Origin of the sequence: Clostridium sp. RTP31139st1_H3_RTP31139_211217 (assembly GCF_040227035.1) — a bacterium.
Classification (GTDB): domain Bacteria; phylum Bacillota; class Clostridia; order Clostridiales; family Clostridiaceae; genus Clostridium; species Clostridium saudiense.
The window spans coordinates 22,999-37,698 of sequence record NZ_JBCOAB010000033.1; the positions used below are offsets into that span (position 1 = coordinate 22,999).

Consider the following 14,700-nt stretch of genomic DNA (forward strand, 5'->3'; position numbering starts at 1 on the left):
GGGAGAATTAAATATGATTAATACAAGAAAATATAGTTTTTGGTTTGTAACTGGAAGTCAAGACTTATATGGTGAAGATACATTAAAACAAGTTGCTTTAGATTCAAAGGAAATGGTAAATGGATTAAATGATGTTGAAGGAATTAAATATGAAATAATCCATAAGCCAACAGTAAGAAATGCTAAGGAGATATATGATATATGTTTAGCAGCAAATAATGATGAAAGTTGTGCTGGTATTATTACTTGGATGCACACATTTTCACCAGCTAAAATGTGGATAAGAGGTTTATCAATTTTAAATAAGCCACAATTACATTTTCATACTCAATTTAATAGAGATATTCCATGGGATACAATGGATATGGATTTTATGAATTTAAATCAATCAGCTCATGGAGATAGGGAATTTGGATTTATAAACACAAGAATGGGTAATAACAGGAAGGTTGTTGTTGGTTATTGGCAAGAGCCAGAGACACATAAAGAGATTAATAAGTGGATGAGTGTTGCTACTGGATATGTTGAAGGTAGAAATATTAAGATTGCAAGATTTGATGATAACATGAGAGATGTTGCTGTTACTGAAGGTGATAAGGTTGAAGTGGCAATAAAGTTAGGTTGGACTTGTGATGCATTTGGAATTGGTGATTTAGTTGAAGTAATCAACGAAGTTACTGATGAAGAAGTTGAAAACTTAATGAAGGTATATGAAGAAAAATATGAAATTTGTGAAGCAGGAAAGACTGAAGGTTCAGTAAGAAATTCAATTAAATATCAAGCAAAAGTAGAAATTGCATTAAGAAGATTCTTAGAAAAGGGGGGCTATACAGCATTCACAACTAACTTCCAAGTGCTTCATGGTATGGAACAATTACCAGGACTTGCAGTTCAAAGACTTATGGAAGATGGATATGGATTTGGAGGAGAAGGTGATTGGAAAACAGCAGGATTAGTTAGATTAATGAAAATTATGACTAATAATACTAGAACTTCATTTATGGAAGATTACACTTATAACTTTGATCCAGAAAATGAATTAATTTTAGGAGCTCATATGCTTGAAGTTTGTCCTACAGTTTCAGCTAATAAACCTTTAATAGAAGTTAAGCATTTAGGAATAGGTGATAAGGCTGCTCCAGCTAGATTAATATTTAACGGACAAGCAGGACAAGCAGTTTGTGCATCATTAATTGACTTAGGTGGAAGAATGCGTTTAGTAATTAATGAAGTAGAAGCAAAAGAAGTTGAAAAAGATTTACCAGAACTTCCAGTGGCAAGAGTATTATGGAGGCCAGAGCCATCATTGAAAGTTGGAGCTAAAGCATGGATTTTAGCTGGTGGTGCTCATCATACATCTTTTACTTATGAATTAGATTCAGAGCAATTAACAACATTAGCAGATATGTATGGAATTGAATCAGTAGTTATAGGAAAAGACACAAATATTAGGGATTTTGAAAAAGAATTAAAATTAAATAACTTATATTGGATGTTAAATAAATAAAAGAAAAGGTTAAAGAAAAGTTAATAGGGTATAACTGGAAAATTAGATTTTCTAGTTATACTTTAAGGTTATATTAGTAAAGCATGAGGAAGTTTTTATGGAGAATGTAATCTTGTTAGGTGGAATATTTAAAGAATCTCAAGAAATAGGTAAAAAGTATTTATTACATTTAGATGTAGATAGGTTATTAGCCCCATGTTATGAAGCAATAAATCAAATTCCTAAAAAACCACGATATGGCGGGTGGGAAGAAAAAGAGATAAGTGGACATTCATTAGGGCATTTTCTTTCAGCATTATGTGCTATGTATATAGCAGATAATGATATAAGGCTAAAGGAAAAAGCAGACTATATAGTATCAGAATTGGCATATCTTCAAGATTTAGATGAAGAGGGATATGTGAGTGGTTTTCCAAGAAAATGCTTTGATAAAGTTTTTAGCGGAAATTTTAACGTTACAAGATTTGAATTAGGGGATAGTTGGGTTCCATGGTACAGCATTCATAAAATATATGCAGGACTTATTGATGCATATGAACTTATTGGAAATGAACAAGCTTTAAAAGTTGTTACTAAATTAGCTGATTGGGCTAAAAAAGGGACTGATAATTTAAATGAAGATCAATTTGAAAAAATGCTTTATTGTGAACATGGTGGAATGTGTGAAGCCATGGCAAATCTCTATAAGATAACAAAAAATCAGGATTATTTAAATTTATCAATTAGATTTATTCATAAAGAAACAATTAATCCATTAATTGATTTAAAGGATGAGTTAGAAGGAAAACATGCTAATACACAAATTCCTAAGGTTATTGGTGTAGCTACACTTTATGAAATAACAGGTAAAGAAGAATATAAAAGAGCTTGTGAATTCTTTTGGAATATAGTTACTAAAGGTAGATCATATGCAATCGGTGGAAATAGTAGAGATGAGCATTTTGGTAAATGTGGGACAGAAAAGTTAGATGTTACTACTGCTGAAACTTGTAATACATATAATATGTTAAAGCTTACAGAACATTTATATGAATGGCATCATAAAGCAGAGTATATGGATTATTATGAAAAGTCACTATACAATCATATATTAGCTTCACAAGATCCTGATAGTGGAATGAAAACTTATTTTGTTTCAACTAAACCAGGGCATTTTAAAGTGTATTGTACACCAGATAATTCATTTTGGTGCTGCACAGGAACTGGTATGGAAAATCCAGCAAGGTATATAAGAAATATATATTTTAAGGATAATGATAGTTTGTTTGTAAATCTTTTTATATCATCAAAAATTAATATAGAAGATAAAAAAATTAAGATATCACAAATAACGAATTTCCCAGAAGAGGAAAATATAAAGCTTGTGATAGAAGAAGCTGATAATGAGTTCATGAGCATAAGAATAAGAATACCTTATTGGGTTTCAGAAAATGTACAAGTTACTATTAATAATGAAACGGTATATATAAAAAATGAGGATAGTTATATAACAATATCTAGAACATGGAATAAAGGTGATATAGTAAATATTAATTTACCTATGAATATACATTTATATAATTCAAAAGAAAATAAAAATGAAATTGTATTTATGTATGGGCCTTTAGTTTTAGCAGGAGCTTTAGGAAAAGAAAATTTCCCAGAGACAGATATTTTAGAGGATCACTTAAAGTTAAATCATCATCCAGGAATAAACGTACCCAAGTTAGTTGGTGATATTGATGAAATATCAAGTTGCATAACAAAAATTAATGAAAAAGAATTAATTTTTGAGAGTAAAGCAATAGGGCAGCCTGAAAATGTAAAGGTTAAACTAATTCCATTTTATAAAGTCACTCATGAAAGATATACTATTTATTGGAGTGTAATGAGTGAGAAAGAGTATAAAAATATAGAAAATAACACTAATAATTATCAAGATAAAATAGAGAAAATTACTATAGATCAAGTAAATCCAAATAATCAGCAATCAGAAATAGAGCATAAAATTAAAGCTTTAAATTCAAAATCAGACTATTCTAAAGAGTGTGGGCAAGGCTGGAGAGAGTGCAGGGATAATGGATATTTTAGTTATGAAGTACAGTTGAAAAATAATAAAAAGGTATATTTATTGTTAACCTACTGGGGTAGTGATAGAGAAATATTTGAAGATGGAAAAATGTATAGTAGAAAATTTAAAATTTATGCTGAAGATTTGATGATAGCACAAGAGAAATTAGATGAAAATAAACCATTTGTACTATTTAATAAAATTTATGGCATTCCTGAAGAAGTAACAAATGGAAAATCATATATTAGGATAAAGTTTGAAAGTGAAGAAGGGTCTATAGCAGGAAGAGTATTTGGCTTAAAAATAATTAGTGAAGAAATATAAAAATACAATAATAAATATATTAAATAAAAGGAGCTGGGAATTATGAGCAAATTAATAATTAATCCACACAATAAAAAATCAAAAATAAGTAAAGAAATATATGGTCATTTTTCTGAACATTTAGGTAGGTGTATTTATGAAGGAATATATGTAGGAGAAAACTCTCCAATACCAAATGTAAATGGAATGAGAAAAGATGTTGTTGATGCATTAAAAGAAATTAAAATTCCAGTATTACGTTGGCCAGGCGGATGTTTTGCTGACGAATATCATTGGATGGATGGGATTGGTCCAAAGGAAAATCGTAAAAAGATGGTTAATACACACTGGGGTGGTGTTGTAGAAGACAATAGCTTTGGGACACATGAATTTATGGAGTTGTGTAGACAACTTGAATGTGAACCTTATATAAATGGAAATGTTGGTAGTGGTACAGTTCAAGAAATGTCTGAATGGGTTGAATACTTAACTTTTGATGGTATTTCACCTATGGCAGAATTAAGAAAGCAAAATGGACATGCAGAACCTTGGAAAGTTAAATACTTTGGTGTAGGGAATGAAAATTGGGGTTGTGGTGGAAATATGACACCAGAATTCTATGGAAACATGTATAGAAGATATCAAACATACTGCAGAAATTATGGAGATAATAAACTTTATAAAATTGCTTGTGGTCCAAATGTAGATGATTATAATTGGACAGATGGAGTAATGAAGGTTGCTGCAAACTTTATGGATGCATTAACATTACATTATTACACTCATCCAGGTGGATGGTTAAATAAAGGAGCAGCAACAGGATTTGATAAAGAAACTTGGTATATCAGTATGAATAAAACTTTAAAAATGGAAGAATTAATTAATAGGCATTTAGAAATAATGAATAAATATGATCCTGAAAAGAGAGTTGATTTAATAGTAGATGAATGGGGAGGCTGGTATGACGTTGAACCAGGGACTAATCCAGGATTCTTATATCAACAAAATACTATGAGAGATGCCCTTATTGCTGGTATTAATTTAAATATATTCAATAAGCATAGTGATAGAGTTAAGATGGCAAATTTAGCACAAGTAGTAAATGTTCTTCAAGCAGTTATATTAACAGAAGGAGAAAAGATGGTGTTAACTCCAACTTATCATGTATTTAATATGTATAAAAACCATCAAGAAGCAACTTTAGTTGAAAGTTATTTAGAAACTAAAATGATTGGGTTAGATGAAGAAAATCAAGTACCAAATTTACATGAATCAGTTTCAGTTGATGGTGAAGGAAAAATTAATATAACAATAAATAATCTATCAATTGATGAAGCATATGATGTTGAAAGTATAATCGTAGGCAGACCTGTCAAAACTGTAAAAGCAACTGTTTTAACTAATGAAATGAATGCATTTAATACATTTGATAATCCAGATGTAGTTAAACCAGAAAAATTTAAGGATTTTACTATTACAGAAAATGGATTAAACTTTAGGATTCCAGCTTGTAGTGTTATTAGTTTTGTTGTTGAGTAATTATTATGGAAAATAGATTTTGTAAAAAGTGCTTAATGAATGAAGTAATGGGACAGGCTGAATATAAGCATATGCAAGATTACATCAGTAATATAGATAGTTTTATTAAAACAGAAGAAAAAGATTATAAGGAACGATTAGGTATTTGTATGGATTGTGATAATCTCATTAATGGAATGTGTAAGCTTTGTGGCTGTTATGTAGAAATGAGGGCAGCTGTAAAGAAAAATTATTGTCCTAATATAGAGAGAAAATGGGATAAAATTTCATGAATCTAGATAATTCAATAATTTAATATAAGGTATAGTACCTATAAAAAGGCATATATCAAATTAACATAAGATTATAGGAATATAGTAAATCAATATTATTTAAGGTTTAAGCAAAGAAAAATTTATTGTTAAATATATAATTTTTAAAATTAAGCTAAATGATAATTTAAAGTTAGATATTCCTATATGAAAATATGTTGGTTGATGTATGCCTATAATTATGTTTATTAAGAAAGGGCGATATTAAAAAATAATTTAAAAGATAAAAAAATGAGGGTATGAGGGGAGAAAATTTAAATGAAATCAAGAAAAGTTAAAAGGTTAATGGCTATAATATTAGCTGGAACATTAATTTCAACGTTAGGATTTACTAGTGTCACTTCTGGGGAAGAAAAGCTATTAGAAAAGAGTCGTGTTTCTGTGCATGACCCATCTATCGTAAAAGAAGATGATACTTATTATGTGTTTGGATCACATATAGAAGCAGCTAAATCTACGGATTTACAAAATTGGACTACTTTTACTAATGGGTATACAACACCTGGGAATGTTATTTTTGGAGATTTATCAGATAACTTAGAAGAATCATTTGAATGGGCTGGTGAAGATGATTCTGATTGTAAAGGAGGATATGCTGTTTGGGCACCAACAGTATTTTGGAATGAGTCTTATGTAAACGATGACGGAAGTATGGGTGCTTATATGATGTATTATTGTACATCATCAACTTATAAGAGATCTGCTATAGGATATGCTATTTCACAAGAGATTGAGGGACCTTACACATATGTAGATACCATAATTTATTCTGGATTTACAAAAAATGATGCTTATGATTCAAATAGTAATAAAAATACAATTTATACTAATACACATATTGATGAATTAATTGAAGATGGAACTATAAGTGGAGTAAATGATTCTTGGTTTGCAGCTGATGGATCATATAATACAACATATGCACCAAATGCAATAGATCCAGAATTATTTTATGATACAGAAGGAAAGTTATGGATGACTTATGGTTCATGGTCAGGTGGAGTTTATATATTAGAAATAGATAATACTACTGGACAACCTATTTATCCAGGAGAAGACTCAGATACTGATACTATTAATCCTACAGATAGATATTTTGGTAAGAGAATAGCTGTTGGATATACTCAATCAGGGGAAGGGGCAGATGTAGTATATGATTCAGAAACAGGATATTATTACATGACAATAACTTATGGAAGTTTAACTTCTGATGGTGGTTATAATATGAGATTGTTTAGATCAGAAAGTCCAACAGGACCATATTTAGATGCAAAGGGAAACAATGCAGCATTATCAGGAAATGTTACTAATACAGCTAATGGAATTAAATTAATATCTAATTATAAATTTGCTTGCCAAGATAAAGCTTTAAAAGCTGCTGGACATAATTCAGTTCTTATTGATGATGATGGAGAAAGATATTTAATTCATCACCAAAGATTTGATGATGGTACAGAATATCATGAAGTAAGAGTTCATCAAATGTTTGTTAATAAGGAAGGATGGCTTCTTGTAGCACCTTATGAAAATAGAGGAGATAAGATTTCAGAAACTGGATATTCAAAGGATCAAGTTGTTGGAAATTATCAATTTATAAATCATGGAACAGCAACAACTGGAAAAGTAGCTGACACTTTAAATGTGAGCTTAAATGAAGATAACACAGTAAGTGGAGATATAGATGGTACTTGGACAATGGAAGAAGGTTCTTACTATATGACAATTACTACTAATGATGTTACTTATAGCGGTGTATTCTTTAAACAACAAGATGAATCATTAGAAGATAATAAAGTGATGACATTTACTGCTGTTGGAAGCAATAATGAATCTGTCTGGGGAAGTAAACTTGATTTAGATGCTAGTGAGGCTGTCGATTATGCAAGTAAGGACTTAGAAAATAAAATACCAACTGTAACTAAAACAAATATAGAATTACCTTTAGTAGGAGCATATGATACAACAATTACTTGGGCATCAAATAATGAAGAGAGCATTTCTAATGATGGTAAAGTAAATCGTACAGGAGAAGATGTAACTGTTACTTTAACGGCTACAATAACTAAGGAAAGTGAATCAATAGTTAAAGAGTTTAATATAACAGTTAAAGGTGTATTACAAGAAGTTGGAGCAGAACCAATATATAAATATGACTTTGAAACTATAGAGGAAGAAGCAATTGCTAATTCAGGAAGTAAGAGTGGTAATGCAATTTTAGTTGGTACTACATCAGTTGTTGAAGATACAGATAGAGGAAATGTATTAGAAATAAAAAATGAAGATGGAGCAGTAAAAAATAATTATTTAGCTTTACCTACAGACACATTTGATGGAATTACTAAAGAAGGATATACAGTAAGTATGTGGGTTAATATAGATAAAAATGATCCAAATTATTTTGAACACAGTGCATTATTTGAAGCAAGCATGACTAAAGAGGATGGTACGCCAGATTATCCAATTACAAGAATCAGTGCTAATCTTTATGGTAGAATAAATGCTAATGGAGCATATTCAGATGCCACAGAAGTTTCTAAATCATTGGAAGGAAACAAATGGGAGTATATTACTTATACAGTAAAGTCTGATGGAATAGTAGTTTATGTTGATGGAAACGAGGTTGCAAGACAAGATAAGGATATTTCAGCATGTTTCAATGATAACTTCTTAGCATTGATGACTGATGTTAGAATTGGTAGTGGTAATATATGGTCTGATAGGGATATAGCTAATGCAAAGTTCGATAATGTTTCTATCTATAATGTTGCATTAACTGATAAGCAAGTTGAGGCTCTTTATAATGAAGAAACGAAAGTTGAAGAAGAACCAGAAAATCCTGAAGGACCAACTGATGAAGATGATAACAATCAGGATGAAGATAACAATCAAGATGAGGACAAGCAAGATCCATCAAAGGATGATGATGGAAATGACTCAGGAAAGAAGCCATCAAAATTACCTCAAACAGGTGATGTAGGTATAGCACTTGCATTAATATTAGGAGGAACGAGTGCAGTAGTTTGTGGACTTAGATTAAGAAAGAAAAGTAAATAAGTTATATATGAGGTTAGATTAAAAAAATTAGCGAAAATATTAATTTTTTAAATTAAAGCTAGATGCAAGACAATTAACTTGGAAATAAATAAAAAATAAATAAAAAATAAATGGATTACTGTAAGTAATAATATAAATTCCTAATGAAAATTATATAAATTACTGGAGATAATCCATTTATTTTTTGCATTATCATAGGTAAAAAGAGTACTTATGATAATATTTTGCTAAAATGGTTATTATTTTTATTGTATACAATTAAAAAAATACGAGAAACCATATAGCTATGAATAGCAACTCCTAAAAGGAGCATAAATAAAAAGACAATAGGAAAATAAAAAGTAGCAAATAAAACTGATAATCCAAATAAAGTAATAAGTAAGCTATAAGGTAAAGCTTTTATTGATATAAAAAAGCAATACTTAATTATACTTAATATTGATGAGTTAGTTTGAGATAGTACTGGAAAAATATAAGGAGTTACTAATAAAAAAATAAATAGAGTAAAAAATATAAATGGTAGAGCTATATAAGCAATAGACAGTCCACATTTTAACCAGAAAATTAAATTAACTACTAATATAGTAGATATTAACAAAACAATTAACCAAATAGCAGTAGATTTTTTGAAATTTTCTTTAAAAGCCTTAAAAAAAGCTTTAGTTATATGACCTTCATTTTCAGATAGTAGATTTAAATTAACAGAGTATAAAGCAGTAGTAGATGCACCAATTGTAATTATTGGAATACTACAAATTACCCATAAAATATTAAGTAAAAACAAATCACTTACTCTATTCATAAATTTTGAAAAGCCACTATCTAAATTAAACAAATTACCCATAAAAATTCCTCCCATAAAAATACCATAATATAATAATAACTCATGTAAAGGTTATATTCAATTGATTATAAGGAAATATAAGGGTTAAGTTACAAAAAGTTTATGAAGGGTATTTGACTTTAAAATAAATTAAGTAAAATATGTAAAAGCATAGTTTAGTTTTATGAATATTTATTTTGGTTAGAAGAATAATAATCGTATATAAAATTTTTATTATAAAAAGGAGATTATTATGAAAAACAAAAGAATAATTGCATTGGCACTATTATTTTTATTAGTATTTAGTAGTAATGTTTTTGCAGACAGAAGAAAACCAGAACCAAATGCTATATTTATGGGAACTGTAGAAGAAGTTCAAAGAAATGAGGATAATAATACAATTAATGTAAAGGTTAAGGGATATTTAAAGGGATTAGTAGTTCAAAATCAGGAGCTTATAGCTATTGTTAGTGATGAAACATTAATAATACCAAATGAATGCCCTAAGGAAGGGGAAGAACCAGATATTAAGAAAGTTAATCCTAAGGAGTTTAAAATACAAAAAGGTGATACTGTATTTTTTGTATTAAGTGAAGCAATGACTAAGAGTACTCCTCCACAAGCAGCAGCAAGAGCTATTCAATTAGCAAAATAAAATAATTTATTTGAAACAGCTTTATTAAGAAAATTTAATAAAGCTGTTTTATTTAAAAAATTAATAAATAAATTAAAACATATGTAACATAAGATAGTATTTTACATATATTGTACTATAAATAATAAATCAATAATTTAAATAGAAGATTACTTTCGTTCAGCAATTTTTGTTAAATTATAATTTATATCCTCCATATAGAGTAGTGATTTATTTAAGTTGCAATTAGTAAGATTTATCCTAGGTATTAGAAACTATAACAAGAGTTGAATTTTGTTATAGTTTCTTTTTGAAGTAAAATAATTATTTTAATGTTAGAAAATTAAACTTTTTAATTATAAATGATATTTATAAAATAAGGTTTTATATAAATATTAATTCTATCTTATCTAATTAATGATAAGTAAAAAGAGTATTAGTATAACATTGATTATGCATTATGTGAAACATTATTTTGTATTAGTTTAACAAAGGTATCAGGAGTAACAATTCTAACTTTAGGGTTTTTATTTAACTTAGTTATGACATCATTAACATTATCCATTGTATTACTCCAAACATGAACATAAACAAAGGTATAAGAGTTAGGATCTTTAATATTAGTATAACCACAATCAATTCTATCATTGATATTAGAAAGTAATTGATTTTCATCCTCTATTCCTCCCAAAAGTAAATCGCGGCATGAAATAATTGGTTTATCATTAGACCAAATTATTTTTCCATTATAGGCATTGTTTATATCATAATTTAGATAAAGTAAGCCATCTATATTTGAGTTACAGGTATATTTATCCCATAAATCTTTTCTATAAAAAGCTTCATCATTAAGAATCAATACATTATGTGCATCAACATTTGCCATATATTCATTGAGTCTTTTGGTATAGCTAAGTAGTTTGTCAGATGGATATTTACTAGGATACATGTATCCATTACCAGAAGCTGCAACTACATAATTATCAGTATATTTAGTGGAATTTGCAGCTTCATAATATTTATTAAAAACTGTAGGAGCTAAATAGTACAAAGATGGATTTAAAGACCAACCTAAATTAAATTTACCTCTGTGAGGAGAGCCAAACCAATTCTTCATATTGAAATTACTTCCTAATAGCCATTGTTGATTATCTCCATCAGACATAATAAAAGTAATGTAATGAACTCCATCTTCTTCAGTAACTTGATTATTAATATTTTGAAGCTTTGTTGTTGAAGGATACGAACTTAAAACTGAAAGATTATAAGACCAATCTGCAGCAATAGTGTCAATACCAAAGCTAGATGCAATTGAAACATTTGTGTGTTCATCAGGTGCCCAGCCTAAGATTCTACCACCGTCATCCATAAAATTAAAAATTAATTCTCTTAATGTGCTATCGTGTATATCATCTTCGTAGAAAACTAATGACTTTGAAAGAATGGCATAGTCTCTTAATGACATATATTTATCACTAGGTAATTCTATTACAGTAGAATGATTTAAGCCAGAGTTCCATAGATTATTAAATGCCCAATATTTATCAGTTTCTCTGCAGTCTTCAATTAGGTTTGTTATGCCATGATTGTTTAATATGGTTTCGATAGATTCATCAATTGCTATTGAGTCATTTAATGATGCTAAGGTGCAGGCATTGTTTATTGATGATTCCTTTACATTGCTATATAGTACATAGCCGTTTATATAGCATTTAAACTTATCTATAAGTTTCCAAGGGTCATTTATTATTTTATATTTTGCATTGTAGTTTTTATTTAAATCATCAAGCCATATTTGATAATCAGGTTCGATTGAACTTAATATATATATTTGCTTATCACTTTTTGAAGCTATAAGCCCCTGAAGAGTTGCAATCATGGTTTGCTCGGCTTTTGTCATATTATTGTCAGATATAACATAAAGCAATTTAGGGGGGATAGGACCTTTAATATAGGAGTCATTAACTTCTATACGATCATTATAGCTACAATTTAATAAACTTATGTTTTTATTAGAAAGATTTGTGCTATTAGTTGAATTATAATTAGCAAATGTAGAGTTACAACCTTTATATTTATCATAAAAATTACTTAAGAAGTCATATCTATTACCAACATAAAAATCTACAGCATCTCGTTGAGAAATTCCAGAAAGCAATACTTGACGTCCGATGATATCATTTAAACTAACATTATTACCATTTTTAATAATGTCATACATTATCATAAAAGTGGTAGTTCTACCTACTCCAGCTTTACAGTGAAAGTGAAACCATGTATCTTCAGAATGGCTTTTAATAATGTCAATAAAGTAATTAACCATATCTTCATTAGGCAAATTACCATCTGTTACAGGAATTCTAATATAAGATATATTATTTGAGTATGCTAAAGTAGATTCACTTTGAACTAAATTGGGTGTAATTATTTTTTTATTATTGTATAAGGTTAAAGGTTTATTTAAGTTGATAGAAGATAAATCACTATTTTCTTTTTCAATAACTTCATCTAAAGTAAGACCAGCATTTGCACTATTATTTGCATTGGCAAAGCTAATAGCCATATCATCGTTTATAAGCCCATGAGATTCTTGTCTTAGATCAATATCTACAATAGGAAGATTTGTATTTATATTTTCTATTAATAAAGGCAAATTAGTAGGAGTAAACTGGCCACTTCCGGATATATTAAGTTTTTCTAATCCTTCTATATTTAAAGATGTTAGAGCTGAAGAGTTAGAAATATTAGTTGTTTTACGAAAGTGACCTGGTAGCGAATTAGTATTAGCAGAATCTTGAATAATATTAACATCACTTGAAGCTTCAATTGGAAAAGAAACTGATGTCAATAAAATTATAATAGTTAATAAGAAAGTAAATATAATTTTTAAATTTTTTTTCATTAGTTTATACCTCATAATTATAGTTTTTACTATTTATTAGAGTAAGCAGGAAAAATATAATTTATTCAGAAGTTATAATATTTTAGTGAAATAGTTAATTATGGAGCAAACAACAATATAATAAATATTATAAAAGTATGAGCATAATGAAGGAAAATTTAAATGGCTAAGAAGAAACATAGATGTAAGAAGAAAAGAAATAATAATCAATATAGTGAGTATAATGAAGGCGGAGATGTTTCTTATGAAATGAGTGAGGCGGATATTAGAACATTAGGGTTATTAAACTTACAAATATTAATGATATATATAACAATATACGCTTATATAATATTATACACATCTACTGTACAAGGAATTGAATTAATATATAGCAAATATAATAATGAACATATTGACTCAATACAGGCTGATGAAACAGCTTTACAAGCTGTATATATGTTTTTTGCAACGCAATTAATATTTACTAGAATAGCAATTGTTAGATACAATATATTATATGAAGAAAAGGAAAGAGGAGAAATTGATTATTCACTTGAGCCTAATATAAATATTATTAGATCTAATATAGTATCTATAATATCTCTTCTTTATCTTATTGCTGGAGCGGAAGGGGTATATGAAAGGGATAACGGACAAACTATATTTGGGGTTTAGAGTAGGTAGTTTGATAATATAAAAAAATGAACTCCAATTTTCGTTAGAAAAGGAGTTCATTTTTTATATCTTATTTAATTCCTAATTTATCCTTAGCATTATCAATCATATTTTTTAAATCTAATCTAGCATTATGAGCATCTAAGGTTAAGGATCTCAAACCTTTTACTACTTCGTCTTTAGATAAAGTAGCATAATCTTTTGTCTTTTCAACAAAAGTTCCAGTATAATCATCAACAGCAATAATAGCTTTATCAGCAGCTGTTATTACTTCTTCATTGTACTTATCAACTTCGTCATTTCCTTTTACAACGTTATTTTTTAAGTCATTCTTAAAAGCCTCTAAATTATTTTTTAATTGGTCGTAAGAACCGTTGTATGCAGTTATAAATTCATCATATGTATTATCATATGTAAAATCATCTACATAAATATCATAGGTAGTATCAAGTGTATTATCGTTAAAGTAATGATTATATCTTTCTGTTAGATAATCATAATACTCCTGATTAGTAGGAGGATTTTTTTTGTCGGTATTATTAGTAGTATTGTTAGCATTATTAGTGGTATTATTATTGCTACCGCATCCAACTAAACCAAAGATAAGTAGAGATAATAATACTAATGATAGAGCTTTAAATTTTTTCTTCATCTTAAACATCTCCTTAAAATAGTTTATATATATAGTTTGCTTAAGATAAATATTAGTATTCATATAAGTATTAAAAAAGCTTTGGGTATTTAAGCCTAAAAATTGAATGAATGTAGTTTTTTTATACACATTATTAGATTTATTTTTAGGACATTAATATAACTATAGATTAATATTATGAGATTTTTTTAAATGACGAATTGTCAAGCTAAGTGCAACACTTAGCTTGTTCTTCGTTAAATGCTTCTAACGGTGTCTTGTATCCAAG

At 28.4% G+C, this 14,700-nt stretch carries 10 protein-coding genes; 7 read left to right on the plus strand and 3 right to left on the minus strand.

Annotation, left to right across the window (positions count from 1 at the left end; genetic code table 11):
* Positions 1-13 precede the first annotated feature (13 nt).
* The 5 genes from araA to ABUA17_RS13275 all read left to right on the plus strand — a co-directional run bounded on the left by araA (position 14) and on the right by ABUA17_RS13275 (position 8,764).
* Positions 14-1,507: an L-arabinose isomerase gene (araA, locus tag ABUA17_RS13255; protein WP_195951084.1), complete on the plus strand. Its 1,494-nt coding sequence runs from the start codon at positions 14-16 to the stop codon at positions 1,505-1,507.
* A gap of 97 nt (positions 1,508-1,604) precedes the next feature.
* Positions 1,605-3,881 (plus strand): glycoside hydrolase family 127 protein, encoded by a 2,277-nt coding sequence (locus ABUA17_RS13260; protein WP_042399345.1) that lies wholly within the window; start codon positions 1,605-1,607, stop codon positions 3,879-3,881.
* A gap of 42 nt (positions 3,882-3,923) precedes the next feature.
* Entirely contained in the window at positions 3,924-5,399 is a 1,476-nt protein-coding gene (locus ABUA17_RS13265; RefSeq protein WP_042399347.1) for an alpha-N-arabinofuranosidase, read from the plus strand.
* 5 nt (positions 5,400-5,404) lie between these two features.
* Positions 5,405-5,671, plus strand: a complete 267-nt coding sequence (locus tag ABUA17_RS13270) for a DUF6171 family protein (protein ID WP_042399349.1) — start codon at positions 5,405-5,407, stop codon at positions 5,669-5,671.
* Between the two features lie 297 nt (positions 5,672-5,968).
* Positions 5,969-8,764 carry a lipocalin-like domain-containing protein gene (locus ABUA17_RS13275; protein ID WP_195952457.1) on the plus strand — a complete coding sequence of 932 codons (2,796 nt, stop codon included), beginning with the start codon at positions 5,969-5,971 and terminating at the stop codon, positions 8,762-8,764.
* 211 nt (positions 8,765-8,975) lie between these two features.
* Here ABUA17_RS13275 and ABUA17_RS13280 read toward each other — a convergent pair whose 3' ends face one another.
* Complete coding sequence (locus tag ABUA17_RS13280; RefSeq protein WP_055275081.1) at positions 8,976-9,608, minus strand: YesL family protein; 633 nt, start codon at positions 9,606-9,608, stop codon at positions 8,976-8,978.
* Between the two features lie 232 nt (positions 9,609-9,840).
* On the opposite strand from ABUA17_RS13280, the gene ABUA17_RS13285 reads away from it, so the two are divergent.
* Entirely contained in the window at positions 9,841-10,242 is a 402-nt protein-coding gene (locus ABUA17_RS13285) for a hypothetical protein (RefSeq protein ID WP_042399354.1), read from the plus strand.
* 430 nt (positions 10,243-10,672) lie between these two features.
* Here ABUA17_RS13285 and ABUA17_RS13290 read toward each other — a convergent pair whose 3' ends face one another.
* A complete protein-coding gene (locus ABUA17_RS13290; RefSeq protein ID WP_195951086.1) occupies positions 10,673-13,123 on the minus strand; it encodes a GxGYxYP domain-containing protein in 2,451 nt (816 codons plus the stop codon).
* Between the two features lie 162 nt (positions 13,124-13,285).
* Between ABUA17_RS13290 and ABUA17_RS13295 the strand changes: the two genes are divergently transcribed.
* On the plus strand, positions 13,286-13,780 hold the full coding sequence (locus ABUA17_RS13295; protein ID WP_042399358.1) for a hypothetical protein: 495 nt from the start codon (positions 13,286-13,288) through the stop codon (positions 13,778-13,780).
* Positions 13,781-13,850: 70 nt separating this feature from the next.
* Here the strand turns inward: ABUA17_RS13295 and ABUA17_RS13300 are convergent, their stop codons facing one another.
* On the minus strand, positions 13,851-14,432 hold the full coding sequence (locus ABUA17_RS13300; protein ID WP_195948680.1) for a hypothetical protein: 582 nt from the start codon (positions 14,430-14,432) through the stop codon (positions 13,851-13,853).
* Positions 14,433-14,700 lie beyond the last annotated feature (268 nt).